This is a genomic window from Nocardioides sp. NPDC087217, assembly GCF_044744805.1.
GTDB lineage: Bacteria > Actinomycetota > Actinomycetes > Propionibacteriales > Nocardioidaceae > Nocardioides.
The window spans coordinates 718947-742882 of the sequence record NZ_JBIUZB010000002.1 but is presented as its reverse complement, the minus strand read 5'-3'; the positions used below and the strand labels follow the sequence as shown (position 1 = coordinate 742882).

Annotated in this window: 31 protein-coding genes; 18 read left to right on the top strand and 13 right to left on the bottom strand. The window is 68.7% G+C overall.

What is annotated here, in order from left to right; all coding sequences use genetic code 11:
- Positions 1 to 3: 3 nt before the first annotated feature.
- The 3 genes from ACIO3S_RS10930 to ACIO3S_RS10920 all read left to right on the top strand — a co-directional run bounded on the left by ACIO3S_RS10930 (position 4) and on the right by ACIO3S_RS10920 (position 2117).
- Positions 4 to 780 (top strand): SDR family oxidoreductase, encoded by a 777-nt coding sequence (locus ACIO3S_RS10930; RefSeq protein WP_400462893.1) that lies wholly within the window; start codon positions 4 to 6, stop codon positions 778 to 780.
- Positions 781 to 981: 201 nt separating this feature from the next.
- Positions 982 to 1278 (top strand): hypothetical protein, encoded by a 297-nt coding sequence (locus tag ACIO3S_RS10925; protein ID WP_400462890.1) that lies wholly within the window; start codon positions 982 to 984, stop codon positions 1276 to 1278.
- 47 nt (positions 1279 to 1325) lie between these two features.
- Positions 1326 to 2117, top strand: coding sequence for a class I SAM-dependent methyltransferase (locus tag ACIO3S_RS10920; protein ID WP_400462887.1), 792 nt, complete (start codon positions 1326 to 1328; stop codon positions 2115 to 2117).
- A gap of 16 nt (positions 2118 to 2133) precedes the next feature.
- On the opposite strand, the gene ACIO3S_RS10915 is transcribed toward ACIO3S_RS10920, so the two are convergent.
- From ACIO3S_RS10915 to ACIO3S_RS10895, 5 genes are all read right to left on the bottom strand, one after another.
- Positions 2134 to 2808 (bottom strand): ABC transporter permease subunit, encoded by a 675-nt coding sequence (locus ACIO3S_RS10915; RefSeq protein WP_350844522.1) that lies wholly within the window; start codon positions 2806 to 2808, stop codon positions 2134 to 2136.
- A complete protein-coding gene (locus tag ACIO3S_RS10910; RefSeq protein ID WP_400462883.1) occupies positions 2808 to 3854 on the bottom strand; it encodes a methionine ABC transporter ATP-binding protein in 1047 nt (348 codons plus the stop codon). The genes ACIO3S_RS10915 and ACIO3S_RS10910 overlap by 1 nt, the downstream gene beginning before the upstream one ends.
- Positions 3851 to 4786, bottom strand: coding sequence for a MetQ/NlpA family ABC transporter substrate-binding protein (locus tag ACIO3S_RS10905; RefSeq protein ID WP_400462880.1), 936 nt, complete (start codon positions 4784 to 4786; stop codon positions 3851 to 3853). The genes ACIO3S_RS10910 and ACIO3S_RS10905 overlap by 4 nt, the downstream gene beginning before the upstream one ends.
- Before the next feature lie 168 nt (positions 4787 to 4954).
- Positions 4955 to 5806, bottom strand: a complete 852-nt coding sequence (locus ACIO3S_RS10900) for an ABC transporter permease (RefSeq protein WP_400462877.1) — start codon at positions 5804 to 5806, stop codon at positions 4955 to 4957.
- A complete protein-coding gene (locus tag ACIO3S_RS10895; protein ID WP_400462874.1) occupies positions 5803 to 6711 on the bottom strand; it encodes an ABC transporter ATP-binding protein in 909 nt (302 codons plus the stop codon). Before ACIO3S_RS10895 ends, ACIO3S_RS10900 begins: the two co-directional genes overlap by 4 nt.
- A 133-nt stretch (positions 6712 to 6844) precedes the next feature.
- Between ACIO3S_RS10895 and ACIO3S_RS10890 the strand changes: the two genes are divergently transcribed.
- Both ACIO3S_RS10890 and ACIO3S_RS10885 read left to right on the top strand, forming a co-directional pair.
- Complete coding sequence (locus tag ACIO3S_RS10890) at positions 6845 to 8029, top strand: sensor histidine kinase (RefSeq protein WP_400462871.1); 1185 nt, start codon at positions 6845 to 6847, stop codon at positions 8027 to 8029.
- Positions 8026 to 8697, top strand: a complete 672-nt coding sequence (locus ACIO3S_RS10885; protein WP_355021450.1) for a response regulator transcription factor — start codon at positions 8026 to 8028, stop codon at positions 8695 to 8697. The genes ACIO3S_RS10890 and ACIO3S_RS10885 overlap by 4 nt, the downstream gene beginning before the upstream one ends.
- Here the strand turns inward: ACIO3S_RS10885 and ACIO3S_RS10880 are convergent.
- Positions 8694 to 8864: a hypothetical protein gene (locus ACIO3S_RS10880; protein WP_400462868.1), complete on the bottom strand. Its 171-nt coding sequence runs from the start codon at positions 8862 to 8864 to the stop codon at positions 8694 to 8696. The genes ACIO3S_RS10885 and ACIO3S_RS10880 overlap by 4 nt on opposite strands.
- 112 nt (positions 8865 to 8976) lie before the next feature.
- Here ACIO3S_RS10880 and ACIO3S_RS10875 point away from each other — a divergent pair, with 112 nt between their 5' ends.
- From ACIO3S_RS10875 to ACIO3S_RS10850, 6 genes are all read left to right on the top strand, one after another.
- On the top strand, positions 8977 to 9453 hold the full coding sequence (locus ACIO3S_RS10875) for a helix-turn-helix transcriptional regulator (protein ID WP_400462866.1): 477 nt from the start codon (positions 8977 to 8979) through the stop codon (positions 9451 to 9453).
- A 5-nt stretch (positions 9454 to 9458) separates the two neighbouring features.
- Positions 9459 to 9881 carry a VOC family protein gene (locus ACIO3S_RS10870; RefSeq protein ID WP_355021447.1) on the top strand — a complete coding sequence of 141 codons (423 nt, stop codon included), beginning with the start codon at positions 9459 to 9461 and terminating at the stop codon, positions 9879 to 9881.
- A 49-nt stretch (positions 9882 to 9930) separates the two neighbouring features.
- Positions 9931 to 12303: an ATP-binding cassette domain-containing protein gene (locus tag ACIO3S_RS10865; protein ID WP_400462862.1), complete on the top strand. Its 2373-nt coding sequence runs from the start codon at positions 9931 to 9933 to the stop codon at positions 12301 to 12303.
- A 125-nt stretch (positions 12304 to 12428) separates the two neighbouring features.
- Entirely contained in the window at positions 12429 to 12953 is a 525-nt protein-coding gene (locus ACIO3S_RS10860) for a DUF6069 family protein (protein WP_201451020.1), read from the top strand.
- Positions 12954 to 12992: 39 nt separating this feature from the next.
- On the top strand, positions 12993 to 13463 hold the full coding sequence (locus ACIO3S_RS10855; RefSeq protein ID WP_400462859.1) for a VOC family protein: 471 nt from the start codon (positions 12993 to 12995) through the stop codon (positions 13461 to 13463).
- Between the two features lie 21 nt (positions 13464 to 13484).
- On the top strand, positions 13485 to 13970 hold the full coding sequence (locus ACIO3S_RS10850; RefSeq protein ID WP_400462856.1) for a GNAT family N-acetyltransferase: 486 nt from the start codon (positions 13485 to 13487) through the stop codon (positions 13968 to 13970).
- 34 nt (positions 13971 to 14004) lie between these two features.
- Here the strand turns inward: ACIO3S_RS10850 and ACIO3S_RS10845 are convergent, their stop codons facing one another.
- Entirely contained in the window at positions 14005 to 14637 is a 633-nt protein-coding gene (locus ACIO3S_RS10845; RefSeq protein WP_160023540.1) for a class I SAM-dependent methyltransferase, read from the bottom strand.
- A gap of 74 nt (positions 14638 to 14711) precedes the next feature.
- Here ACIO3S_RS10845 and ACIO3S_RS10840 point away from each other — a divergent pair, with 74 nt between their 5' ends.
- Positions 14712 to 15206, top strand: a complete 495-nt coding sequence (locus ACIO3S_RS10840) for a GNAT family N-acetyltransferase (RefSeq protein WP_400462852.1) — start codon at positions 14712 to 14714, stop codon at positions 15204 to 15206.
- A 13-nt stretch (positions 15207 to 15219) separates the two neighbouring features.
- Positions 15220 to 15990 (top strand): dimethylargininase, encoded by a 771-nt coding sequence (gene ddaH / locus ACIO3S_RS10835; RefSeq protein ID WP_400462849.1) that lies wholly within the window; start codon positions 15220 to 15222, stop codon positions 15988 to 15990.
- Here ddaH and ACIO3S_RS10830 read toward each other — a convergent pair.
- The 3 genes from ACIO3S_RS10830 to ACIO3S_RS10820 all read right to left on the bottom strand — a co-directional run bounded on the left by ACIO3S_RS10830 (position 15981) and on the right by ACIO3S_RS10820 (position 19113).
- Positions 15981 to 17354: a lipase family protein gene (locus tag ACIO3S_RS10830; RefSeq protein WP_400462846.1), complete on the bottom strand. Its 1374-nt coding sequence runs from the start codon at positions 17352 to 17354 to the stop codon at positions 15981 to 15983. The genes ddaH and ACIO3S_RS10830 overlap by 10 nt on opposite strands.
- A gap of 117 nt (positions 17355 to 17471) precedes the next feature.
- Entirely contained in the window at positions 17472 to 18086 is a 615-nt protein-coding gene (locus ACIO3S_RS10825) for a GyrI-like domain-containing protein (protein WP_400462843.1), read from the bottom strand.
- Positions 18087 to 18180: 94 nt separating this feature from the next.
- Positions 18181 to 19113 (bottom strand): zinc metalloprotease, encoded by a 933-nt coding sequence (locus ACIO3S_RS10820; RefSeq protein ID WP_400462840.1) that lies wholly within the window; start codon positions 19111 to 19113, stop codon positions 18181 to 18183.
- Between the two features lie 207 nt (positions 19114 to 19320).
- On the opposite strand from ACIO3S_RS10820, the gene ACIO3S_RS10815 reads away from it, so the two are divergent.
- Positions 19321 to 19722 carry an MmcQ/YjbR family DNA-binding protein gene (locus ACIO3S_RS10815; RefSeq protein WP_400462837.1) on the top strand — a complete coding sequence of 134 codons (402 nt, stop codon included), beginning with the start codon at positions 19321 to 19323 and terminating at the stop codon, positions 19720 to 19722.
- Positions 19719 to 20234 carry a putative immunity protein gene (locus ACIO3S_RS10810; protein ID WP_400462835.1) on the top strand — a complete coding sequence of 172 codons (516 nt, stop codon included), beginning with the start codon at positions 19719 to 19721 and terminating at the stop codon, positions 20232 to 20234. Before ACIO3S_RS10815 ends, ACIO3S_RS10810 begins: the two co-directional genes overlap by 4 nt.
- 33 nt (positions 20235 to 20267) lie before the next feature.
- Here ACIO3S_RS10810 and ACIO3S_RS10805 read toward each other — a convergent pair whose 3' ends face one another.
- Positions 20268 to 21500 carry a low temperature requirement protein A gene (locus tag ACIO3S_RS10805; protein ID WP_400462832.1) on the bottom strand — a complete coding sequence of 411 codons (1233 nt, stop codon included), beginning with the start codon at positions 21498 to 21500 and terminating at the stop codon, positions 20268 to 20270.
- Between the two features lie 100 nt (positions 21501 to 21600).
- Between ACIO3S_RS10805 and ACIO3S_RS10800 the strand changes: the two genes are divergently transcribed.
- On the top strand, positions 21601 to 21957 hold the full coding sequence (locus ACIO3S_RS10800; protein ID WP_400462829.1) for a TraR/DksA family transcriptional regulator: 357 nt from the start codon (positions 21601 to 21603) through the stop codon (positions 21955 to 21957).
- On the opposite strand, the gene ACIO3S_RS10795 is transcribed toward ACIO3S_RS10800, so the two are convergent.
- Positions 21954 to 22160 carry a hypothetical protein gene (locus ACIO3S_RS10795; protein WP_400462826.1) on the bottom strand — a complete coding sequence of 69 codons (207 nt, stop codon included), beginning with the start codon at positions 22158 to 22160 and terminating at the stop codon, positions 21954 to 21956. The two genes, ACIO3S_RS10800 and ACIO3S_RS10795, sit on opposite strands and share 4 nt — an antisense overlap.
- A gap of 26 nt (positions 22161 to 22186) precedes the next feature.
- Between ACIO3S_RS10795 and ACIO3S_RS10790 the strand changes: the two genes are divergently transcribed.
- On the top strand, positions 22187 to 22489 hold the full coding sequence (locus tag ACIO3S_RS10790) for a hypothetical protein (RefSeq protein ID WP_400462824.1): 303 nt from the start codon (positions 22187 to 22189) through the stop codon (positions 22487 to 22489).
- Between the two features lie 71 nt (positions 22490 to 22560).
- Positions 22561 to 22950, top strand: coding sequence for a DUF1304 domain-containing protein (locus ACIO3S_RS10785; RefSeq protein ID WP_400462821.1), 390 nt, complete (start codon positions 22561 to 22563; stop codon positions 22948 to 22950).
- Here the strand turns inward: ACIO3S_RS10785 and ACIO3S_RS10780 are convergent.
- Positions 22931 to 23929, bottom strand: coding sequence for an alpha/beta fold hydrolase (locus tag ACIO3S_RS10780; RefSeq protein WP_400462818.1), 999 nt, complete (start codon positions 23927 to 23929; stop codon positions 22931 to 22933). The two genes, ACIO3S_RS10785 and ACIO3S_RS10780, sit on opposite strands and share 20 nt — an antisense overlap.
- Positions 23930 to 23936 lie beyond the last annotated feature (7 nt).

Genomic DNA, 23936 nt, shown 5'->3' with positions numbered 1-23936 from the left:
GGCGTGCCGAGATCCGTACTCATCACCGGTGCGGCCGCCGGCATCGGCCGGGCGACCGCGCTCCGTTTCGCCCGTGAGGGGTGGCTGGTCGGCGCCTACGACATCGACCACGACGGCCTGGCATCGCTGACGACCGAGGTCGAGCCGCTCGCCGGGGAGCTGGTCACCGGGACCCTCGACGTACGTGACGCCGTGTCCTGGCAGGCCGCCCTGGACGGCTTCGTCGCCGTGAGCGGCGGCAGCCTCGACGTACTCGTCAACAACGCCGGCATCATCCAGATCGGCAAGTTCGCCGACCTGCCGCTGGACCGGCAGCAGGCGATCATCGACGTCAACGTCAAGGGCCTGGTCAACGGCTGCCACCTCGCGCGCCCGTTCCTCCGGCCCGGCTCCCACGTCGTCAACCTCGCCTCGGCCTCGGCCATCTACGGCCAGCCCGGGATGGCGATCTACTCCGCCACCAAGTTCGCCGTACGCGGCCTCTCCGAGGCTCTCGACCTGGAGTGGTCCGGCGACGGGATCACTGTGACGGCCCTGTGGCCGCTCTTCGCCGACACCTCCATGGTGTGGGGTCATGACTTCCCGGCGCTGCGGCGGCTCAAGGTCTCGCTCACGCCCGACGATGTCGCGGAGTCGGTCTACGCCGCCGCGACCAGCGGTCACGGCCTCCTCGGTGGCGTCCACCGCGGCGTCGGCGCCAAGGCGCGCGTCCTGCTCGGCCTCTCCGGAGTCACCCCGAGCTGGGCCAACCGGGTGTTCAACCGGCTGATCTCCACCTGAGCCCCACCCAGCCGAATCTGTAGAAGTGGGCGGCGAGTCCGCACTTGTGGGCAACGAAACTCCAGTTTCGTCGCCCATTTCTGCAGTCTCGGCCGACAGGAGTGCGGTTTCGGTGGGTTCTGACTGTTCACCGGGTTGTTGCCGGTAGGGACGGTGTGCGTCGGGTTCCTGACGACCCTGGCGCGCACTCTCGGGAGCATGATGAGTCGCACGTTGCGGATTCTGCTCGCCGGGATGGTTGCCGTCGTACTCGCCTCCGCGGCGCTCACCGCGGCGAGGGCCGACGAACCCCGGGCCTCCGACCAGGGGCAGGTCGTGTTCGACCGTCACGAGGTGCCGCCCGAGGACGCGCGGCCGGGCGGTGGTGCGGCACCGTTCGAGACCGGCGTGGTGATCGTGCTCAACACGCTGCTCCTCGGCGGGCTCCTGGGCGGGATGCTCTGGGCGCGACGGCGGCTCGGCTGCGCCGACTCCGGACTCCCACGTATGTCCGTATAGCGATATTGCCGTCTCACTGGTCGGGATTCCATGCGTAGAGTCGATGCATGTCGACCTACACCCATGGCCATCACGAGTCGGTCCTGCGCTCGCACAGGTGGCGTACAGCGGAGAACTCCGCTGCGTACCTGCTGCCCCGGCTGAGCTCTGAGCAGCGGCTGCTCGACGTGGGTGCCGGCCCGGGGACGATCACGGTCGATCTTGCCGGCCGGGTCGCTCAGGTCACCGCCACGGAGATCGGAGAGCCCGAGCTCGCGCTCTCTCGGCAGTCCGCCGAGGCCGGGGGAGTCACGAACGTCGACTTCCGGGTCGAGGACGTGCACGCGCTGAGCATCGAGGACGATACGTACGACGTGGTTCACGCCCATCAGGTGCTGCAGCACGTGAAGGACCCGGTGCAGGCGCTGGGGGAGATGCGCCGGGTGACGAAACCCGGCGGCATCGTGGCCGCACGCGACAGCGACTACGCGGCCTTCGTCTGGTGGCCGGAGTCGGCCGAGCTGACCGAGTGGCTGCGTCTTTACCGTCATGCCGCGCGGGCCAACGGTGGTGAGCCCGACGCGGGGCGGCGGCTGGTCTCCTGGGCGCGCGCTGCCGGGTTCGACGACATCGAGGCCACTTCGAGCACCTGGTGCTTCTCCGCCCCGGAGGACCAGGCCTGGTGGGGCGGGATGTGGGCCGACCGGTTCACCGACTCGGCGGTCGCTCGTCAGCTCGTCGACTCGGGAGACGCCACGACCGCCGACCTCGCCCGGGTCGCGGACGGGTGGCGGTCGTGGGCTGAGGCGGAGGACGGTTGGTTCTCCGTCCTCCACGGCGAGATCCTGGCTCGCGCCTGAGGGTCGACGCCGAGCCTCAGCGGCGCAGGATCCGCGCCGAGAGCGTGTTGCCGAGCAGCTGGATGACCTGTACGAGCGCGACCAGGATGAGCACGCAGACCCAGGTGACGGTCGGGTCGTACTGCCGGTAGCCGAAGGTCTGGGCGAAGCTGCCCAGGCCGCCACCGGCGATCAGGCCGGCGACCGCCGACATGTCGACGACCGCCACGAAGGCGAAGGTGTAGCCGAGGATGATCGGCGCCAGCGCCTCGGGGAGGACGACGGTGGCGGCGATCCGGGCACGGCTCGCACCCATCGCCCGGGCGGCCTCGATCACTCCCGGCGGGACGGTCACCAGGTTCTGCTCGATGATCCGGGCGATTCCGAACATCGCGGCGAGGATCAGCGAGAACACCACCGCCGGCATGCCGATCCCGGTGCCGACGACCAGCCGCGCTGCCGGTTGGACGGCGGCGATGAAGATGATGAACGGGATCGGCCGGAAGAAGTTGACTAGTACGTTGAGGACGACCGAGACGACGGCGTTCTCGTAGAGCCCGCCCTTGCGGGTCAGGTAGAGGCCGAGCGCGAGCAGCAGACCCAGGGTGCCGCCGATCAGCATCGTCAGCGCCACCATGAGCAGCGTCTCGCCGGTGGCCTGCCAGATGTCGGGCCACAGCTCGCCGAGCCGGGTGTCGGTGGGGAGAAGCATCACAGCTCCTTCGCGGGGACGAGGGCGGCCAGCTCGCGTACGGCCTCGTCGACCGAGGTCGCAGAACCGTCGAGGGCGAGGGTCAGGTTGCCGAAGGTGGCGCCCTGGATCTCCTCGATGCCGCCGAAGACGAGCTCGAAGGTGATCCCGCGCTCGAGGAGGACCGCGAAGATGTCGGTCTGACGGGGCCCGCCCTCGCGCAGCTCGAGCTTCACGAACCGGCCGGGATGGCGGGACTTCATCGCCGCCAGCGCGTCGGCGGCGGGCTCGTCGTCGACGACGGTGCCGACGAAGCGGCGGGTCACCGGCTGCTGAGGCGCCGAGAAGACGTCGTAGACGGCACCGGACTCGACCACGCGCCCGTTCTCCATGACCGCGACGTGGTCGGCGAGCTCGCGGACCACCTCCATCTCGTGGGTGATCGCCACGATCGTGGTGCCGAACTCCTCGTTGACCCGCTTCAGGAGGCGCAACACCTCGTGGGTGGTCTCTGGGTCGAGTGCGCTGGTGGCCTCGTCGGCGAGCAGCAGCGAGGGGTTGGTGGTGAGGGCGCGGGCGATGCCGACGCGCTGCTTCTGTCCCCCCGAGAGGTTGCGCGGGTAGGTGTGGGCCTTGTCGGGGAGCCCGACGAAGTGGAGCAGCTCGGAGATCCGGCGCTGCTGCTCGGCCTTGTCGATGCCGGCGATCTGCAGCGGGTAGGCCAGGTTGCCCCAGACCGTACGCGACTCGAAGAGGTTGAACTGCTGGAAGATCATCCCGATGCCCAGCCGGATCGGCCGCAGCTGCCGCTCGTGCAGGCCGACCAGCTCGGTGCCACCGACCTGGATGGAGCCCGAGGTGGCCGGCTCGAGGCCGTTGAGCAGCCGCACCAGGGTGGACTTGCCGGCCCCGGAGTAGCCGACGATCGCCTGTACGTCACCGGCGGCGATGTCGAGGTCGACGTCGACCACGGCGTGGACCTCGCTGCGGCCCTTCGCTGCCGGGTAGGTCTTGGTGACGTTGCGGAGCCGCACCAGCGGCTCCGCAACGGTGGCCGAGTGCGTCACTGACGCTCCTCGACCTGCTTCTCGGTGTCATCGAGCGACTTCTGCAGGTCCTCGACCGGGATCTTCACCAGCTCGGCAGTGTTGCCGGAGGTCTCGTAGACCCCCTGCTGCACGTCCGCGTTGGTCTGGAAGATCTCGACGAGCTTCTTGTAGGTCGCGTTGTCCTTGTCCTCGGCGCGTACGGCGAAGATGTTGACGTAGGGGAGCGCCTTCGGGTCGGAGGGGTCGTCGGTCGCGAGCGCGTCTTCGAACTTCAGGCCGGCGTCCTCGACGAAGTCGTTGTTGATGATCGCCGCGGCTACGTCGGGGAGCGAGGAGGCCGTGATCGAGGCCTGGACCGCCCGGACCTTCACCTTGGACGCGGCGGTGTCGACCTCCTTGATCGTGCTGAACGGGGTGCCGCCGTCGGTCAGCTCGATCAGGCCCTTGGACTGCAGCAGCACCAGACCGCGGGCCTGGTTGGTCTCGTCGTCGGGGACGATCACGGTCTCGCCGGCCTTGATGTCGTCGAGCGAGGAGTACTTCGAGGAGTAGAGACCCAGGGGATAGGTCGCGGTCGAGCCGAGCGCCACCAGGTCGTCGTCGTTCTGGACGTTGTAGTCAGCCAGGAAGATGATGTGCTGGAACTGGTTGAGGTCGAGCTCGCCCTCCGACAGCGCCGGGTTGGGCTGGTTGTAGTCACCGAAGTTCTTGACCTCGAGGTCGATGCCCTCCTCGCGAGCGGCATCCTGGAAGGTCTTCCAGTAGGGGTCGTCGGCGCCGACGACGCCGATGCTGACCTTGGTCAGCTCGCTGCTCTCGTCGTCGCGGGTGAGGACGAAGGCGAGGCCGCCGATCACGATGGCGGCGACGACGACGATCCCGATGATCAGCGGGAGCTTGGACTTGGGAGCCTCGATGAGCGGGGTGGGCTCAGGCGTGTTGGAGGACACGGGTGGGAACCTCTTCTAGACGGGATTGTCTCGGCGTTGAGAGCGGACAGCCTGGTTGTTGTCCACCAAAACAGTAGACTTAACGAGGATCACATCCCGATTGCCGGTCACACGCCGAGACGTGTCACGGACCCGTCCCGGCGTGTGCTAGAGGCATGTTTCCCGAGGTCAGGCCAGGTCGCGCCGCCTCATCACGACCACCGCCGCGACCGCTGCGACCAGGACGTACGCAGCCACGGTGATCAGCGCCCGCTCGCCGGAGATCGCGTCGAGGACACCCGGGGTGCCGTTGGGACCGCCGATGATCGCGCCGGCCAACGAGCCTCCGGCGGTGCCTGGGAGGGCGTCGGTGACGGTCTCGATGCCCGGCAGCAGGCTGCCGACGCCGCGCAGCAGGTTCTCGACCACCAGCGACCAGACCAGGCCCAGTCCGACGGCGAGCGCCGGCCCCTTGGCGAGCACACCGACGAGGAACCCCAGCAGCGCCCACATCTCCAGCACCAGGAACCCGGAGCCGAACGACTGCGCCAGATCGCTCAGGGGCGGCATCGTGATCGCCTCGCCCTCGGTCGCAGCGATCGCGACCGAGACGCCCGCGCACAGAGCCAGGGTCGCGGTCATCATCGCGAAGATGAAGACCGTCACCGCGGTCAGCGAGCCACCCACGGCGGCGAGCCGGCTCGGGCCCTGGGTGAAGACGGTCTTCCAGGTGCCCCAGCCGAACCCGTTGCCGGCCACCAGCGCTCCGACCACCATCGCCAGCGCACCACCGAACATCGGCAGGCCGCTGACGATGACGTCCGGGATCGCGCTCGGCATCAGCTCGGAGAGGAGCTGGGCGTTGCTGGCGCCGTCGCCGGCGAAGTTGTCGTCGCCGGTCTTGTAGGCGACGTAGTTGAAGACGTACCCGAAGGAGAGCGACAGCGCCAGCCAGGCACCGACGATCACCCAGATCGCCGACCACTTGCGCAGGCGGAGCAGCTCGGCGGTAGTGCTGTTCATCCAGCCTCTGACGTTCATGACACGAGCTCCTTGTTGCTGGTCATCTCGAAGAAGGCGTCCTCCAGGGAACGCTCCGCAACGGTGACCTCGTGGACATCGATGGAGTGGGCGACCAGATGACGTACGACATCGGGGGCCGCGGTGGCGGGCAGGTCGACCTCGAGCGTCTCGTTGCCGATGCGGCGTACGCCCTCGTCGCCGGCCATCCGCATCAGTGCGGCCAACGCGGCGTCCTCGGGGGTGGCCCGGACACGTAGGGTCGCGCCACCGCGCAGATCGGCGACGGTCGACTCGCGCAGCAGGCGGCCGTTGTTGATGACACCGACGCGATCGCAGATCTCCTGCACCTCCGCGAGGATGTGGCTGGAGAGGATCACCGTCTGACCGGCCTCGGCGAGCGAGACGACCAGGGCCCGCATGTCGGCCATGCCGGCCGGGTCGAGCCCGTTGGTGGGCTCGTCGAGCACCAGCAGGTCCGGTGAGCCGAGCATCGCGGCGGCGACACCGAGGCGCTGCTTCATCCCCAGCGAGTAGCCCTTGAAGGCGTCCTTCGCTCGGTCGGCGAGGTCGACCATCTCGAGCACCCGGTCGACCTCGGTGTTCTGCAGCCCCTGGTAGCGCGCCATCGTGCGCAGGTTGTCGCGGCCGTTCAGGTAGGGATAGAAGCCGGGGCCCTCGATCAGGGCGCCGATGCGGGCGGTGACCTCGGGTCGTCCGGCGGGACGGCCCAGGACGCTGGCCGATCCGGCGGTGGGCCGGATCAGGCCGAGCATCATCCGCAAGGTGGTCGTCTTGCCGGCCCCGTTGGGGCCGAGGAAGCCGTACACCTCGCCACGCATGACGGTCATGCTGACCCGGTCGACGGCGAGCCTGTCGCCGTATCGCTTGGTCAGCCCGTCGGTCTCAACCACGAGTTCGTTCATACCTCTCACGCTCTCGTGGCGCCCACTGGTTCGGCATCGGCGTCGGCGCTGCTCCCGGTTACGCAGATCTGCGTAGGCGGCTGGCCGGATTTGTCGTACGCCTCGCGCGGCCGCGCGAACTAGGGTCAGGTCCATGTCCCGGATCCGTCGCCACTGGCTGCCGTGGCTGGTCGTCGTGGTGGTGCTGGTCGGCTCGCTGGGCAGCAACGCCCAGACCGATCCCCGCGGACCGGTCCTGGTGGGTGTGCTGCTAGCCCTGGTCGCGGTCCTGCCGGTGGTGCTGGCGCAGCCGCGTGGGTGGATGCTCGCGACCAGCGGAGCCTGTGCCGGCGTCTACTTCGCCGCGGGATACGCCGCGGGACCGATCTTCATGGCACTCCCGGTGGTCACCTTCGCGGTTGCGCTGTCGCTGCCCACGCGCCGTTGGGTCGGCTGGGCGGTCGTGGGGGCCGCGCTCGTGGCGGCCGGCATGATCCTGAACCCCGAAGGTGCCCGGTTCGACGGCGGTCCCGGACGCGGGCCTTGGGCAGATGGCCGTGGTCCGGAGGGCGATCTGTCGCTGTGGCAAGCCTTCGGGCAGGTGGCGCTCATCGCCGCCTGCGGTGCGATCGCGAGCGCGCTGCGGTCGCGCAACGAGGCCCGGGCCCAACGGCAGCGACGGGTGGTCAGCGACGAGCGTGTGCGGATGGCCGCCGACCTGCACGACGGCGTCGGTCACGGGCTCGCGGTGATCGCGATGCAGGCCGGTGCCGCGCTGCACGTCCTCGACCGCGATCCCGAGGCCGCCCGCCGCAACCTGGAGGCGATCCGTGCCGAGAGCAAGGAGTCGCTCGACCTGCTGCGTCGGCAGCTGGCCCGGCTGACCGACACCGAGACCGGCGCCGGCTCGGCCCCGCGAGCACCGGAGCACGGGCTCGCCGACCTGCCCGCTCTCGTCGAGCGCGTGCGCACCGGGGGACTGGAGGTCTCGCTGCGCCTCGAGGTGGATTCGGCTTCGGCGGAGGCGGAGCGGGCCGCGTACGCAGTGGTCCAGGAGGGGCTCACCAACGTGCTGCGGCATGCCGGAGCGACGCGAGCCGAGGTGTCGATCGTCTCGACGCCGGCGGCCGAGATGGTCGTGACAGTCGACGACGACGGGCGGGGATCGGACATGTTGAGCGGGGAAAGGCGTCCTGGGATGGGAATTGTGGGAATGCGGTCGCGCGTGGAGGCACTTGGGGGCACCCTAGAGGCGGGGCCGGAGGTACGGGGCTTCCGGCTGCGGGCTTCCCTCCCGCTTTCTGGGTCCTCGGCGGGTGGCGCGGAGGGGCTGGCATGAGCATCACCGATCACACGCTGATCAGGGTTGCTCTGGTCGATGACCAGCCCCTCGTACGTATGGGCCTGGCGACGATGATCGGCGCCGAACCCGACCTGGAGGTCGTCGGCGAGGCCTCCGACGGCAGCGCGGCGCTGCCGATGCTGCGCCGCACCCACCCCGACGTGGTCCTGTGCGACATCCGGATGCCGGTGCTCGACGGCCTCGGCCTGCTGGAGCAGGTCACCCGCGACCCCTCGCTGAAGGACGTACGGGTGGTGATGCTGACGACCTTCGAGCTCGACGAGTACGTCTTCGAGGCGCTGCGGCTGGGAGCGAGCGGGTTTCTGCTCAAGGACGCCGAGCCGGTCGCGCTGCTCGACGCGATCCGGGTCGTCGCCGACGGTGGCTCGCTGCTTGCCCCGACGGTGACCAAGCGGGTGATCGAGGAGTTCGGCTCCTCACGCCGGGCGGCGAACCCGCATCCGCGTCTGGGCGACCTGACCGAGCGTGAGCGGGAGATGGTCGCCTGGGTGGCCACCGGCCGCTCCAACGCCGAGATCGCCGCCGAGCTCGTGGTCAGCCCCGACACGGTCCGCACGCACGTCTCGCGTGCGATGGTGAAGCTGCATGCCCGTGATCGCGCCCAGCTCGTCGTCTTCGCGATCGAGTCCGGCCTGAAGATCTAGGCTGCCAGCGAGACGCTGCCGGGCATGATGACCGGTGCGCAGGAGCAGGTGTCGCTGCAGGCCAGGTAGGTGTGCACCTCGTGGCCACACCGCGGGCACGGCAGGAAGTGCGACATCGGGAAGCTGCGTACGTTGATGTTCTCGGTGCTCTGAGCTGTGTCCCACATGACTTTCTCCTATCCGCGTTGTGTGCCTTCACCTACTCCACGAGTGTGCGCGTCCGATTTCGACATCTTTACTTCGACACGCGGCAGATTCATCAAATGGGAGGATCGGAGAGTGACGACCAAACCCAGTGGTGGGCAGGGCCAGGAGCAGCGGTTGCGCGACCTGAAGCTGCTGCGGAAGGTGAAGGACCGCATCGACCGGGAGTACGCCCAGCCGCTGGACGTGGAGGCGCTCGCCCGTGGCGTACACATGTCGGCCGGCCACCTGAGCAGGGAGTTCCGCAAGGCCTACGGCGAGCCTCCCTACTCCTACCTGATGACCCGGCGGGTGGAGCGGGCTATGACCCTGCTGCGCCGCGGTGACCTCAGCGTCACCGACATCTGCTTCGCGGTCGGCTTCGGGTCGCTGGGGACGTTCTCGACACGGTTCAGCGAGCTCGTCGGGATGTCGCCGAGCGTCTACCGCGACAAGGCGACGAGCGGCGGCGCCGGCATTCCGCCGTGCGTCTCGAAGCAGGTCACCAGACCGGTCAGGCGGAGTTCGATCAGGAATGGAGAAGCGAAGGTGCCCGACCCCTACATAAGTTGAGGTCCATGGACATCAACATCTGCCACAGCTACCTTCCGCACACCGACCCCGAGGCCTCGCTGAGGTTCTACCGCGACCTGCTGGGATTCGAGGTGAGGAAGGACGTCGGGTACGAGGCGATGCGCTGGCTCACGATCGGACCGCCGGCGCAGCCTGCCGTGAGCGTCGTGCTCTACCCGCCGCTCGCCGACCCGAACATCAGCGAGGAGGAGGGCCGGGTCATCCAGGAGATGATGGCCAAGGGCACCTTCGCCAGCCTGATGCTCTCCTCCACCGACGTCGACGCCGCCTTCGAGAAGATCCAGGCCGGCATCGAGGCCAGCGGCGGCGAGATCATGTCGGAGCCGACCGACCAGGACTGGGGCATGCGAGACTGCTCCTTCCGCGACCCGGCCGGCAACACCATCCGGCTGCAGCAGGTCAAGTGAGTCAGAAATGTGCAGGCCTGGATTCACGCCTCGGACTAGCCTGATCGCCATGACCGACCCCGGCTCGAACGAGCACAGCACCGAGCACAGCGCAGACACTCACGACCTGATCCGAGTCCAGGGGGCCCGGCAGAACAACCTCAAGGACGTCTCTGTCGAGATCCCCAAGCGCCGGCTCTCGGTGTTCACCGGGGTGTCGGGCTCGGGGAAGTCGTCGCTGGTCTTCGGCACGATCGCTGCGGAGTCGCGGCGGCTGATCGACGAGACGTACTCGACCTTCATCCAGGGGTTCATGCCCAGCCTGCCGCGACCGGAGGTCGACGCGATGGAGGGGCTGACCACCGCCATCCTGGTCGACCAGGAGCGGCTCGGCGCCAACCCGCGCTCGACGCTCGGCACCGTCACCGACGCCTACGCGATGCTCCGCAGTCTGTTCAGCCGGCTCGGAGACCCCTACATCGGTGGTCCGACCGCGTTCTCCTTCAACATCCCCACCACCCGCGCGAGCGGCGTGATGACCGGCCCCAAGGGCGAGAAGACGATCGTCAAGGACGCGGTCTACCTCGGCGGCATGTGTGCCGAGTGCGAGGGCCGCGGGACGATCTCCGATCTCGACCTGGCGGTCATCGTCGATGAGTCGAAGTCGCTGGTCGACGGGGCGATCCTGGTGCCCGGCTACACCGCCGACGGCTGGATGGTGGCCGCCTACAAGGTCGTCGTGCCGCCGGAGATTCCGATCAAGGACCTCACCGAGGAGCAGCGCCACGACCTGCTCTACGCCGAGCCGCGCAAGATCAAGCTCGAAGGCATCAACGCGACCTACGAGGGCCTGATCCCGAAGATCCGCAAGTCGATGTTCAGCAAGGACGTCGAGGCGCTGCAGCCCCACATCAAGAAGTTCGTGGAAGCCGCGGCGGTCTTCAAGCCGTGCCCCGCCTGTGGCGGGACCCGGCTCAACGAGTCGGCGCTCTCCTCGAAGATCCGCGGCAAGTCGATCGCTGACGTGTGCGCGATGCAGGTCACCGACGCCGCGGAATGGCTGCGAAGCATCGACGACCCGGGCGTGGCACCGCTGGTCGCGGGGCTGCTGCACCTGTTCGACTCGTTCGTCGAGATCGGCCTCGGCTATCTCTCCCTCGACCGGCCCTCGGGCACCCTGAGCGGCGGTGAGGCGCAGCGTACGAAGATGGTCCGTCATCTCGGCTCCGCGCTCACCGACGTGACCTACGTCTTCGACGAACCGACCGTCGGGCTGCACCCGCACGACATCCAGCGGATGAACAAGCTGCTCCTCGACCTGCGCGACAAGGGCAACACCGTGCTGGTCGTCGAGCACAAGCCGGAGACCATCGCGATCGCCGACCACGTCGTCGACCTCGGTCCCGGAGCCGGCAGCGACGGCGGCACGATCTGCTTCGAGGGCACCTACGAGGGGCTCGCCGCTGCCGACACGCTCACCGGGCGTCACCTCGGGCACCGCGCGTCGCTGAAGGAGACGGTCCGGGTTCCGAAGGGGCACCTGGAGATCCGCGGAGCGACCTCGCACAACCTGCGCAACGTCGACGTCGATGTGCCGCTCGGTGTGCTGACGGTCGTGACCGGCGTGGCCGGTTCGGGGAAGTCGTCGCTGATCCACGGCTCCATTCCGGCCAGTGCCGACGTGGAGTTCGTCGACCAGAGCGCGATCAAGGGATCGCGGCGCAGCAACCCGGCGACGTACACGGGTCTTCTCGAGCCGATCCGCAAGGCGTTCGCGAAGGCGAACGGGGTCAAGCCGGCGCTCTTCTCGGCGAACTCCGAGGGTGCCTGTCCGACCTGCAAGGGCAACGGCATGATCTACACCGAGCTCGGGTTCATGGAGACGGTCGCCTCGCCCTGTGAGGACTGCGGCGGCAAGCGGTTCCAGGCGCTGGTGCTCGAATACCGTCTCGGCGGCCTCAACATCGCCGAGGTGCTCGACCTCTCGGTCGCCAAGGCGCACGCCTTCTTCTCCGAGGGGGAGTCGAAGGTGCCCGCGGCCGCCAAGATCCTCGAGCGGATGTCCGACGTCGGCCTCGGCTACCTCAAGCTCGGCCAGCCGCTCAACACCCTCTCCGGCGGCGAGCGGCAGCGGATCAAGCTGGCCATGCACCTGGGGGAGAAGGGCGGGACGTACGTCCTGGACGAGCCGACCACCGGTCTCCACCTCGCCGACGTCGACAACCTGCTGGCGCTGCTCGACAAGCTGGTCGACGCCGGCAAGTCGGTGATCGTGATCGAGCACCACCAGGCGGTCATGGCTCACGCCGACTGGATCATCGACCTCGGCCCGGGTGCCGGTCACGACGGCGGCCTGGTCGTCTTCGAAGGCACACCCGCCGAGCTCGTCGCCAAGAAGTCGACGCTCACCGGCGAGCACCTGGCGGCGTACGTCGGGGCCTGAGCTCGAGCTGCTGGACGGGTTCGGGTGGCGGGAATCACGCCTGTTTGAGGGCATCTGGATGCGGTCGACCGCGAGCGGCGCACTTAGTGTGCGTTGGTTGCAGCATCAACGAAGGAGCAGCCGCGATGACCCTCTACGTTCCCGAGCACAGGCGTACGCCCGGGCAGTCCGAGCACACCGCTTGGACCCGTCCGGCCCAGCCGGCGGTGGAGATGACTCCGGTGCGGGAGCGGCCAGCGCCGGTATGGCCGCGCGGGCTGGTGGCCACCGCCATCGCCGCGGTCACCACCAGCCTGATGGCCGTGATCGCCAAGGCGGCCGGGGTCGACTTCGGCAGCAGCGTGGGCGACGTACCGCTCTCGGCGTTCCCGATGCTCACCGTCTACTGCTCCCTGATCGGCATCATCATCGCCGAGGTGATGATCCGGGTGGCCACGATGCCCCGCTCCACCTTCCAGATCACCATGATCGTGCTCACCGGACTCTCGCTGGTCCCCGACGTGCTGCCGTTCTTCGAGTTCGACCTGGCCTTCGTCGGCGTCCTGTGCCTGACCCACATCGTCGCCGCCGCGATCGTGGTCCCGATGATCGCCGGGCGGATGGAGGAGCGCCGCGGCCTCGGGCTGCCCGCTCCTGCCCACCGTCGATAGCGGACGCCGACCGTCCTATTTCGGTGTCATGGTGGAGCCATGGCACTCGAGACCCGCACCTTCCAGGTCACCTTCGACGCGCACGACCCACGCGCGCTCTCCACGTTCTGGCGTGACGTCCTCGGCTACGTCCATCCGGGTCCGCCGGGTGTCGACGTCCCCGACGGCAGCGACCCGCTGGACGCGTGGGACGAGTTCCTCGCTCGTGTCGGGGTGCCGGAAGAGCAGCGCAACAACGCCTCGGCGATCGAGGATCCCGCAGGCACCGGTCCGCGCGTCTTCTTCCAGCGCGTGCCGGAGTCGAAGACCGCCAAGAACCGCGTCCACCTCGACGTCCGGGCCGCTCCCGGACTGCAGGGTGAGGAGCGGATGGCCGCCCTCGAGGCGGAGTGCGAGCGTGTCGTGGCGCTGGGAGCCACCCGCGTCCGCCGCTTCGAGCCGGATCCGCCGATGAGCAACGGCTTCATCGTGATGCAGGATCCCGAGGGAAACGAGTGGTGTCTCGACTGAGCGTCTCCCTATCCTCTGGGCATGAGGATCAGGGCGGCAGTCGTCGATGACGCCGAGGCGTTGACCGACCTCCATCTCGATGTGTGGGAGGAGGCGTACGCCGGTCTGATGCCCGACAGGATCTTCACCGAGCGGCGATCACTGCGATCGGCGAGGGTCGATCGCTGGCGTAGGAACATCGAGACCGGCCCGATCTCCAACCTGGTGGCCGAGGCCGACGAGCCAGGGCGGCTGCTGGGCTTCGCCAGCATCGGGCCTGCTCGCGACGTGGGCCCGGGATTGCCGTCGCTCGAACTCTCGGCCCTCTATGTCCGCTCGGAGAGGTACGGCACCGGCCTCGGCCATGCCCTGCTCGAGGCGGCGGTCGGGGGCTCCGCGGCGTACCTCTGGGTTCTCGACGGCAACCAGCGCGCATCGGCGTTCTACGAGCGTCAGGGCTTCCGGTTCGACGGCGAGACCAAAGCCGACCCCGTCGGCATCGAACGCAGGATGGTCCGCGACTGCTGAGGAGCCTGCCCTCGGGGTGAAAGAAACCTTTCTTTCACCCCGAGACGGCGCGGCGGGCGAGCAGGGTCGAGTCGTCGATCTGGACCGGGACGCCGTCTCGGATGGTCAAGCGCGGGCGCTGCTCGACGACGACCGGCTCGAACCCGGCAGGCAGTCCGGGGAGCAGGTCCGAGGCGAGGAACATCGCGTTGTGATGGCCATGGCGCGCGAAGACCTCGGAGGGCGCGTGGCCGACGACCAGGAGGTGGCCCCCGGGCGCGACCGCGGTGGCCAGGCGACCGGCGACCTCGACCATGCTCCCGTCGGGGGTGTGCAGGAAGTGGCACGTGACCAGGTCGAACTGCCGGCCCTCGGCGTCGAAGGTGCGGGCGTCGACCTGCCACCAGGACGTACGGTCCGCGACCCCGGCGTCCTCGGCATGCCGCCTCGCCCGGGCCAGACCGTTGGCCGAGAAGTCGGCGCCGGTGACCGTCCAGCCCTGCTGCGCGAGCCAGATGACGTCGCCGCCCTCGCCGCAGCCGACATCGAGCGCGGTGCCGGGCGTGAGCTCGGAGACCTCGGCGACGAGCTGGGGGTTCGGGTTGCCGCTCCAGACCTTCTCCTCGCCGGAGTAGCGCTCCTCCCACGACTCCGGCTCGAACATCCTGCGGTCCTCGTCCTCGCTCATGGTGCTCAATCTAGCCGCCGCCCCAGTCAAAACCCTGTGCGTTCGGAGCATGCCGTGTGGTTGCCTTGCCGGCGATGATCACCCTGAGCGAACCACCTCGCCTGGTCCGTCCGACGACGGCCGTACGCACCTCCTATCTCACCGGCGAACAGGCCGACTGCCTCCTGCGCGGCACCGACACCGACTGGCTCGGGCCGGCGAGCACAGACTTCGACGGGTTCGTCGCTGCCCGGGACCACGACAAGGAGCGCTGGGACGTGATGTCGACGGTCTACTGGTACGTCTCTGAGGAGCACTATCTCGGCACCCTCGTCGTGCGCCACACGCTGACCCCCGAGCTCGCGGTCGACGGCGGTCACATCGGCTACCACGTCGTCGCGCCGTGGCGGCGCCAGGGCCACGCGACCCGCATGCTCGAGCTCGGTCTCGAGAAGGCCCGCGAGCACGGAGTCTCGCGTGCCCTCCTCACGTGTGCCCCCTCCAACGAGCCGTCCCGGCGGGTGATCGAGAAGAACGGGGGCGTGCTCGACGAGCAGCTCGGCAACGAGCTCCGTTTCTGGATCGGGTAGGGATACTTCACCCATGCACGCTCTCGTACGCCGCCCCTCGCCCCGCCTCGCCGAGGGGCTCGTCACTCACATCGAGCGGAGCCCGGTCGACGTCAGTCTCGCCCAGGAGCAGTGGGAGGCGTACGTCTCCGCGATGCGCTCCGCAGGCTGGACCACCCACGAGGTCGATCCCGCCGACGACTGCCCGGACTCGGTCTTCGTCGAGGACACGATGGTCGTCTTCGCGGACCTGGCCGTGATCAGCCGGCCGGGTGCCCTGGAGCGGCGCCCGGAGATCGACGCTGCCGAGGACGCGGTCCGTGCGCGGGGCTACCGGATCGCCCACATCGAGGCTCCTGGGACTCTCGACGGCGGCGACGTGCTCAAGCACGGCGACACCGTGTGGGTGGGGGAGGGCGGGCGTACGAACGCCGAGGGGATCGCCCAGCTCCGGGCACTGCTCGGACCGCTCGGCACCGAGGTCGTCGCCGTCCCACTCACGAAGGTGCTCCATCTCAAGTCGGCCGTCACCGCATTACCCGACGGCACCGTCATCGGCCACGAGCCGCTGGTCGACGACCCGAGGGTGTGGGGAGCCCGGTTCCTGCCGGTCCCGGAGGAATCGGGCTCCCACGTCGTCGTCCTCGACGACCGCACACTGCTGATGGCCGCCTCGGCGCCGCTGAGCAAAGCGTTGTTCGAGGAGCGTGGCTACACGGTCGTACCGGTCGACATCTCCGAGTTCGAGAAGCTCGAAGGGTGCGTGACCTGCCTGTCCGTGCGGCTACGAGCCGCTCAGGGCTGAATCGGCAGCGTCGCGCAGTTGGATCCGGTGGCGATGCCCTTGACCCGGTCGGTCACCCAGTTGACCGCATCGGTCTGGTCGACCAGCAGCGGCGTCACGTGGTTGGTGATCAGCCCGTCGCCGAGGTTGGGCAGGACGACCGCCTTGTAGGTCACCCGGGCGCCACGGCCGCACCAGTCGACGGCGAGCTGGCGCGACTGCGCGTGCGGGACGATGTCGTCCTGAGTGCCGGTCGCCAGCCGCACCGGGACCCGCGGAGCCACATGGCCGAGCTTCTGCGCGTCGATGATGCCCCGGACCACCGGCTCGCGCTCGATGATGTCATCGAGGCTCTCGCCCGTCGTCGTCCAGCTGGTGCTGCGCCGGAACGGGTAGCCGATGATCCCGTCCGCGACGCATGCCGTCGAGAGGTCCTCGAGCGCCGCCTTGCCGGTCGCGTTCAGGTTCTCGTCCAGGATCGGTCGGAGCTCCGGGTTGGACTGTGCCAGGCCGTTGATCGTCCAGCCGAGAGCGGCCACCAGCGCCGACCCGTCGATACCCTCCGCGGTCGCGCGCAGGTCGGCCGGCGGCGCGCCCACGTAGGCGCCCACGAGGTTGACGTCGGGAGCGTACGTCGCGGCGAGCTCGGAGGCCGATCCGGTCGCGCCGCCGCCCTGGCTGTAGCCGTAGAGCGCGACCCGCGACCCGGTGGTCACCGATGCGTCCGGGACCTCGCGCGCTGCTCGCGCGGCGTCGAGGACGGCATGTCCGCCGTCGATGCGGTCGACGTAGGTGTGGAGACGGTCGGTGGCGCCCAGGCCGACGTAGTCGGTGACCATCACCGCGACGCCACGCGCCAGCAGGCGGTAGATCCCGATGTCCTCGTAGCCCACCGAGACGGTCTTGCCGTTGAAGAGGATCGGATGCTCCAGACCGAGCGAGGCCGAGCACTGGTCGCCCTGGCCCATGGTGCCGGGCGCGACGACGACGAGCGGCCGGTCGCCGGCACCGCTCCAGGCCGCGAACGGCTCGATGTAGGCGCCGGTCACCGCAGCCGGGGCGCCGTTGTTGTCGGTGGTCTTGTACATGACCCGGGTGGCGGTGCCGGGCAGCGAGCCGATGCCCGGGATCGAGAGCCCGACCCCGAGGGGGAGCGGCTCGGTGCGTACGAGCGCTCCGTCGGCGCCGGGAAGCGTCGCCGGCGGGTTGTAGAACTCCGGGATCTCGACGCCGCGGGAGACGACGGCGGTGCTCTGGTCGGCGGCCACGGCCGGCGTGGCCAGGGCTGCGGGCATGACGGCGGCGACGGCCAGGGCCGTCACCAGGGTGCGTACGGCGTGCTTGCCGGGACGCTTCACGAACAGCCTCGATGCGTGCTGAGCCATGGGGGACTCTCCTCACGTAAGCGGGACCGCTTCGTCCCGAGTTACTGAAGAGTAATGTGAGCGCCGTCACGGTGACAAGGGTTTCAGTCCACACTTGTACACCGAGATTCGCGGAGCCTACGAGACGACGGGCTGGCGCAGGATCGTCCGGAGCTTCACGGGCTCGACCCGTCGAGGGTCGCCCAGATAGATCTCGTGGTGCTTCCCGGTCATCCGCAGCCCATGCTGGGGGATGAACCGCTCGTGCAGCTCCTCGAGCACCGGACCCTCGTCGTCGTAGGACCCGATGTGCAGCGTCTGCACGCAGGTGCCTTCCGTCAGTGTCTCCATGCGCACCTTGCCCAAACTCGCCGGGCGATCCTTGGCGCCGACCCTGGAGACCGCCTCGTCGAACATCTGTTCGGTGATCCAGTCGGGCGTCATGATCATCGCGGTCCAGTCCCACCGCGACTTGTCCCGTGCCCGGGTGAACGCGTCCATGTCCTCGGCCCACCACAGCGCCTCCAGCGGCGGCACCACGTAGTCGCGGCCCTCGTTCTTGCTGGCGAACTTCAGCTTGTACGCCACCGGGTAGAGCGCCGCGAGCGCGTCGGCGTACTCCTGGGCGGTGTTGGGGTCACCGTGCCCGTCGACCATCAGGTAGGGGAGTGGCGGCACCTCGATCACCCGGAACTCACCCTGACGTGCCCGATAGCTGTCGAGCGTCTTCTTCAGATCCACCTTCGCTGCCATGGGGACATGATGACGCTCCGGACATGGCAGCTGCTCGCCTGGCGAGTCACGTGGGACGCGCCAGGCGAGCAGCGGTGATGATCAGGCCCGATGATCAGGCTCGGTACGCCGCCCACATCTGGTCCATCCGGGTGCTCTGACCCAGGGTGAACTGGTTGTAGCAGCTGTCGTAGCTGTAGTCCATGTAGTTGTGGATCGGGTCGAGGCCGGGCAGGCTGCAGGAGTCACGGCCTGTCGGGCAGCCCGAGGTCGAGCTGGCCTGAGCCGGGGTGTCGCCGACCTCGTCGTTGGTCGTGGTGCAGCCACCCTGGAAGGTGTGGTAGAGCCCGAACCAGTGGCCGGCTTCGTGGGTCGCGGTCTTGCCCTGGTCGTAGTTCGTGGCCGAGCCGCCAGGAAGCGACGAGTACTGCACGCGGATGCCGTCGATGCCCGGGTTGCGCGAGTAGTCCCACGGGAACGTCGCGATGCCGAGGTAGCCGAAGTCGACGAGCCAGATGTTGAGCGCGTTCCTGCCGCCCAGGCGGGTCTGGGTGCGGTAGGTCGTCGACTGGCGGTCCTTGTGCCACTGGTTGTTGTAGTAGGTGTCGACGCCCGCGAGCGTGAACGTGAAACCGGTGTCTGCTGCCGTGCCGGCCAGCTCCTGACCTGCGAAGTCCTGGTTGAGCTCGGCGATCTGCGCATCGATCTGCGCCTGGGTCACGTCGCCGGATCCGTCGGTTCCCAGCATCTTGTGGATGTAGACGGGAACAGTGGCCGCGGTGCGCGCGCTGCTGCCCTTCTTGGCCAGGATCCCCGCCGTGCGGGCCTCGATCCGCTGCTGCTCCGCCGCGGAGATCTCGCGGTGGTCCCCGCCGGAGCCACCTCGGGCGGCGTCGGCCTCGTCGTGGTCGGCCGGCTCGATGCAGGCGGCCTTCGACTCCTGCGGAGCCCATGCCGCTGCCGGGACGGCGGTCATGGCTACCGAGGCGGCACCGAGCGCCAAGCTGATTGCCGTCGCTGCGATGCGAGCTGAACGGTTCAACGTCATGTGATGGGGGTCCTCTCACTCAGTCCGGGCCCACGGGGTCTGGGGCCTGGATTTCGAGCGCTGACTCAACACCAAATTTCGTTGCACGGGAATGTAACGCTTGCAGATTTGTCCATGACCGGAGGGATTTAACTGAGCCGTAACGGACGCCGGTGCCCAAGAGCATGAGGTCTTCGTCGCCATCGAGACATGGGTACGCTCCGGAGCATGGCAAGCGTGGAAGACGTGCGGTGGCTCGCCTCGAGCCTGGAGCGGTCCTACGAGGTCTTTGTACGCAATCGGCTGAAGTTCCGGGTCGGGTCGATCGTCTATGTCGCCTTCTCCCTGGACGAGACCGAGATGGGGTTCGGCTTCCCGAAGGAGGAGCGCGCCGCGCTGGTCGCCAGCGCGCCCGACAGGTTCCACCTGCCCCGCGAGTCGGAGATGCGGTTCAACTGGGTGGAGTCGTCCCTGGCCGCCCTCGACCCCGTCGAGGCGTGTGAGTTCGTCGTCGACGCCTGGCGCCTGTGCGTCCCGAAGAAGGTCTCCGCCGCCTACGACCTCACCCATCCCGACGGCCCCGGACCAGACCGTCCGGAGACCGGGCCGGCGAACGAGGGAGAGCGATGATCCTGGCCAAGGAGCGCGACCCCCGCCTGATCACGGTCCGCCGTGGCGGGACGCTCACCGACGCCGACCACCAGCTGCTCGCGCTGTGGGCGGCGACCTGCGCAGAGCACGTCCTCCCGCTCTTCGAGGCGGAGTGCCCCGACGACCCGCGCCCGCGGGAGGCCATCGAGGCCGCGCGCGCCTGGACCCGCGGTGAGCTGAAGATGATGGAGACGCGCGCTCTCGGCGGTCACGCCATGGGCGCGGCCCGGCCCTTGCGCGGAGCCGCCCGCAATGCCGCCTACTCCGCCGGACAGGCCGGCGTGGTCGCCCATGTCGCGGCCCACGACCTGGGCGCGGCGGCGTACGCCATCAAGGCCGTACGCGACGCGGCTCCTCCCGGCGAGGCCATCGAGGCCGGGCGCCAGGAGTGCCACTGGCAGCGCGAGCAGCTCCCGGAGCCCGTCCGAGAGCTCGTCCTCGACGACCAGCGGATCCGCAACGACATCTGCTGGTCGGTCTTCGACTGCTGAGGTCAAGCCGTGCGCGCCGATCCGCCGGGCCGTTCAGATGGCCTCGACATCGGCGGCGACGTGGCGATAGCCCCACGACTCGTAGACGACGACCGTCACGAAGGGCGCGGCGGCAACGATCAGCAGCGACCAGCCGAGCGAGACACCAGTTGCCGCCGCGACCACGCCGAGCGCCAGGACCGCGAGCATGCCCACGGCCAGGTTGACGTGCAGCATGTCGACGCGCCGCATCAGTGATGAGTAGATGCCGAAGTACGCGATCGTGAAGACTGCCAGCGGGATCACGACCGACAGCACCGCTCCGAGCACGCCGATGGTCGCCTCGCCCTCCATGACGTACGCCGCCACATGGATGCCACCGCCGAAGGCCGCCACCGAGGCGAAGATGAGGATATGGCCGTAGGCGAAGATCCAGGCCCGTTCTCGATGGCGCTCGATGAAGTGCGCGAACGGAATGATGTAGTAGTCCCACCAGATCCCGAAGGCCAACAGCGTGCCGGCGACCACGAGCAGGATCGACTCCTGTGACCAGCCGACGTGCTCCACGGCCGAGGCCACTGCCGCGACCGTTCCGAGGATGACCTCGCCCAGCGTGATGATGAGCAGCAGCCCGTAGCGCTCAGCGATGTGTTCGGCATTCCAGGGCATGCCCCAGCGGCGTTTGGCGTAGATCGGGCCGATCATCTCGACGCCGTAGAAGATGACCGACGCGAGCACCACCAGTGCCACCGAGCTCGTCTGAGCCGCCGCGAGGACCACCCAGCCGACCTGCGCGACAAGGATCGAACCGGCATAGGTGAGCGCGGTATTGCGGTAGGCGGGGGACTGCGACGCCGCCCGGAGCCATTGGGCGACCATCGCGACGCGCATCACGACGTAGCCGCCGACGAGGACGCGGTTGTCGAGCACTCCACCGTGGTCGATCGACTCGAACAACGGCGCGACGCCGAGGGCCACGACGATGGCGCCGGCCATCTGCACGATCGTGAGAGCGCGGAAGACCCAGTCGTCGGTGTCGAACCCGGAGGCGAACCACGCGAAGTTGATCCATGCCCAGCAGATCGCCACGACGGTGAACAGGAACCCACCGATCGCGGGCCCCAGGTGCTCCTCAGCGACCAGGTGAGCGAACGCGTTGCCGGCTTGCGCGAACGCGACGACGAACGCAAGGTCGAACAGCAACTCCAGGGGAGTGGCGGAGCGACCTACCTCGTTGGGGTCGCGTCCGCTCATCCGCATCAGCCGATGAGGTCGCACCACGGTCATGGCGAAGATCCTGCCACCACTGCGCCGTCTCGGCGAGAGGAGTCAGGCCGACGGAAGACCTCGGAGCACGAGCGGGGACCATCGAGTTACCGTCGACCACATGGATCAACCGCGCGATCGGCTCCAGGCGGAGCGCCGGCAGACGCTCGCGCGCCTAGCGGATCTCACCGACGACTTCGACGCTGTCGTCGCGGCCTCACGCGACACCAACGCAGACGACGAGCACGATCCCGAGGGCGCGACGATCGCCTTCGAGCGGTCCCAGGTCCATGCGCTCGTACGCCAGGCGCGAGAGCATCTCGTCGAGATCGACGCCGCGCTGGAGCGCGTGAGCGCGGGTACGTACGGGACCTGTGAGGACTGCGGCCAGCCGATCGGTGCGGGCCGCCTCGAGGCGCGCCCGGTCGCGCGCACATGCATCAGCTGTGCCGGGAAGCCGAGGGAACGGCTGCGCTAGCGGCGATGCCGACCGGGCTGGTCACGCATCTCGACGAGATCGTCGTGGATCCGGCGCGCGCGCAGTCTCTCCAGCCTCGCCACCAGGAAACCGGCGGCGGCCGCGAGCACCATCAGGACCAGGAGCACCACCACCGTGGCGCCCACCATGTCCAGGACGTAGCTCGTCATTGCGGGCAGGTACCCGATGTCGTCCGCGTTCATGCACGGGCTTCGATACGGTGGCCGTTATGTCAGGTGAACCCGAAGACTCCATCCGGCTGTGCTGTCTCCTGTGGGCGCGCGGGGGAGAGGCCGAGGCCCTCCACGCCTACGAGGACCGCGTCCTGAGGCTGATCTCGGAGCACGGCGGAGAAGTGGTGCACCGGGCGATCACCGACGACGCGCCCGGGCAGCCCGACGAGGTCCAGCTCTTCCGGTTCCCGGACCAGGCCTCGCTGGACGCCTACATGAACGACGAGCGGCGTACGGCACTCAGCGCCGAGCGCGACTCAGCCGTCGCGCGCACCGAGGTGTTTCCGGTGCGGTTCTGAGGATCGGTCTGAGGATCGGTTACTGTCTGCCTCATCTGGTGCTCGAGCACCCAACCCGGAAGAGGTCTGAGATGGTCGTTGCTGGATTGGTGCTCGCCGCCCTGGCCGCCCTGGTGCACGTCTACATCTTCGTCATGGAGTCGTTGACCTGGACGAGCCCGAAGACGCGGGCGGTGTTCGGGCTCGGCGCCGAGGAGGCCGAGGCGACCAAGGAGCTGGCGTTCAACCAGGGCTTCTACAACCTGTTCCTCGCCATCGTCACCGCGGTCGGCATCGTCCTGTACCCGGTGTGCTCCGCAGCGGTCGGCGCCGCTCTGGTCTTCGCCGGAGCCGGCTCGATGGCAGCCGCCGCGGCAGTGCTGTTCATCTCCTCGCCCGACAAGCGCGGCGCGGCGCTCAAGCAGGGCGTGATCCCGCTGCTCGCCGTCGTCGCCCTGGCGATCAGCGTGGCCCTGAGCTAGCCAGGAACTCGAGCAGGAGCTGGTTGGTCTCCTCGGGGCGCTCCTGCTGGACCCAGTGTCCACACCGGGGGAGTACCACCGATCGAGTGAGACCCGGCAGGGTCCGGTCGAAGCGTTCGATCTGGCGCCGACCGGTGATCGCGGGCCCGTCGTACTCGCCGGCGACGAAGAGCGACGGCACCCTGATCGGCACGTCGCTGAAGGCCGCGAGATCCTCCCAGTCGCGGTCGATGTTGCGGTAGCGCGCGAGCGGACCGAAGAAGTCGGAGTCGGCGAACTCGCGAGCGTAGAAGTCGACATCGGCGTCGCTCAGCCACTCGGGCATCTCGATGGGGTAGGTGAACTGGTCCGAGAGCTTGTCGCCGCGTGGCACCAACCCGAGCGCCCCGCGCGGATCGCCGCCGGCGGTGAGCACGCCGTCGCCAGAGATCGAGTAGTAGATGCCGAGCAGCCAGCGGCGTACGTCGGGCAGGATCTCGGCCTCGACGACACCCGGATTCTGGAAGTAGGAGATGTAGAAGTCTTCGTCGTCACCGCCGGCCTGTGCCATCGCCTCGGTGGGCCGACGGCGTCCGGAGGGGCTGAACGGCACCGACAGGCCGGCTACGGCGGTGAAGACGTCCGGCCTCAGCTGAGCCGTTGTCCAGGCGATGGGAGCGCCCCAGTCGTGCCCGACGATGGTGGCCGTCTCCGCGCCCAGGGCGTGCACCAGGCCGACGTTGTCGCCGACATGGCGCAGCATCCGGTAGTCCTCGATGGCACTCGGCTTCGAGGACCCACCGTAGCCACGGACGTCGATCGCGACCGCCCGGTAGCCGGCGTCGGCGAGCGCGGCGATCTGGTGGCGCCACGAGTACCAGGACTCCGGAAACCCGTGCACCAGGATCACGAGCCGGCCGTCCGCCGGCCCTGACTCCACCCAGTGCAGGTCGATCCCGTTGACGTGTTCGGTGCGGTGAGTCACAGCGGTGTCGGCCACGGCCGGA

Bases quoted from the DNA above. Each gene is read 5' to 3' on its own strand.
- ACIO3S_RS10925 (WP_400462890.1), top strand. From the start codon at position 982: ATGAGTCGCACGTTGCGGATTCTGCTCGCCGGGATGGTTGCCGTCGTA.
- ACIO3S_RS10920 (WP_400462887.1), top strand. From the start codon at position 1,326: ATGTCGACCTACACCCATGGCCATCACGAGTCGGTCCTGCGCTCGCAC.
- ACIO3S_RS10915 (WP_350844522.1), bottom strand. From the start codon at position 2,808: ATGCTTCTCCCCACCGACACCCGGCTCGGCGAGCTGTGGCCCGACATC.
- ACIO3S_RS10900 (WP_400462877.1), bottom strand. From the start codon at position 5,806: ATGAACGTCAGAGGCTGGATGAACAGCACTACCGCCGAGCTGCTCCGC.
- ACIO3S_RS10895 (WP_400462874.1), bottom strand. From the start codon at position 6,711: ATGAACGAACTCGTGGTTGAGACCGACGGGCTGACCAAGCGATACGGC.
- ACIO3S_RS10890 (WP_400462871.1), top strand. From the start codon at position 6,845: ATGTCCCGGATCCGTCGCCACTGGCTGCCGTGGCTGGTCGTCGTGGTG.
- ACIO3S_RS10885 (WP_355021450.1), top strand. From the start codon at position 8,026: ATGAGCATCACCGATCACACGCTGATCAGGGTTGCTCTGGTCGATGAC.
- ACIO3S_RS10880 (WP_400462868.1), bottom strand. From the start codon at position 8,864: ATGTGGGACACAGCTCAGAGCACCGAGAACATCAACGTACGCAGCTTC.
- ACIO3S_RS10870 (WP_355021447.1), top strand. From the start codon at position 9,459: ATGGACATCAACATCTGCCACAGCTACCTTCCGCACACCGACCCCGAG.
- ACIO3S_RS10865 (WP_400462862.1), top strand. From the start codon at position 9,931: ATGACCGACCCCGGCTCGAACGAGCACAGCACCGAGCACAGCGCAGAC.
- ACIO3S_RS10860 (WP_201451020.1), top strand. From the start codon at position 12,429: ATGACCCTCTACGTTCCCGAGCACAGGCGTACGCCCGGGCAGTCCGAG.
- ACIO3S_RS10855 (WP_400462859.1), top strand. From the start codon at position 12,993: ATGGCACTCGAGACCCGCACCTTCCAGGTCACCTTCGACGCGCACGAC.
- ACIO3S_RS10850 (WP_400462856.1), top strand. From the start codon at position 13,485: ATGAGGATCAGGGCGGCAGTCGTCGATGACGCCGAGGCGTTGACCGAC.
- ACIO3S_RS10845 (WP_160023540.1), bottom strand. From the start codon at position 14,637: ATGAGCGAGGACGAGGACCGCAGGATGTTCGAGCCGGAGTCGTGGGAG.
- ACIO3S_RS10840 (WP_400462852.1), top strand. From the start codon at position 14,712: ATGATCACCCTGAGCGAACCACCTCGCCTGGTCCGTCCGACGACGGCC.
- ddaH (WP_400462849.1), top strand. From the start codon at position 15,220: ATGCACGCTCTCGTACGCCGCCCCTCGCCCCGCCTCGCCGAGGGGCTC.
- ACIO3S_RS10830 (WP_400462846.1), bottom strand. From the start codon at position 17,354: ATGGCTCAGCACGCATCGAGGCTGTTCGTGAAGCGTCCCGGCAAGCAC.
- ACIO3S_RS10825 (WP_400462843.1), bottom strand. From the start codon at position 18,086: ATGGCAGCGAAGGTGGATCTGAAGAAGACGCTCGACAGCTATCGGGCA.
- ACIO3S_RS10820 (WP_400462840.1), bottom strand. From the start codon at position 19,113: ATGACGTTGAACCGTTCAGCTCGCATCGCAGCGACGGCAATCAGCTTG.
- ACIO3S_RS10815 (WP_400462837.1), top strand. From the start codon at position 19,321: ATGGCAAGCGTGGAAGACGTGCGGTGGCTCGCCTCGAGCCTGGAGCGG.
- ACIO3S_RS10810 (WP_400462835.1), top strand. From the start codon at position 19,719: ATGATCCTGGCCAAGGAGCGCGACCCCCGCCTGATCACGGTCCGCCGT.
- ACIO3S_RS10805 (WP_400462832.1), bottom strand. From the start codon at position 21,500: ATGACCGTGGTGCGACCTCATCGGCTGATGCGGATGAGCGGACGCGAC.
- ACIO3S_RS10800 (WP_400462829.1), top strand. From the start codon at position 21,601: ATGGATCAACCGCGCGATCGGCTCCAGGCGGAGCGCCGGCAGACGCTC.
- ACIO3S_RS10795 (WP_400462826.1), bottom strand. From the start codon at position 22,160: ATGAACGCGGACGACATCGGGTACCTGCCCGCAATGACGAGCTACGTC.
- ACIO3S_RS10790 (WP_400462824.1), top strand. From the start codon at position 22,187: ATGTCAGGTGAACCCGAAGACTCCATCCGGCTGTGCTGTCTCCTGTGG.
- ACIO3S_RS10785 (WP_400462821.1), top strand. From the start codon at position 22,561: ATGGTCGTTGCTGGATTGGTGCTCGCCGCCCTGGCCGCCCTGGTGCAC.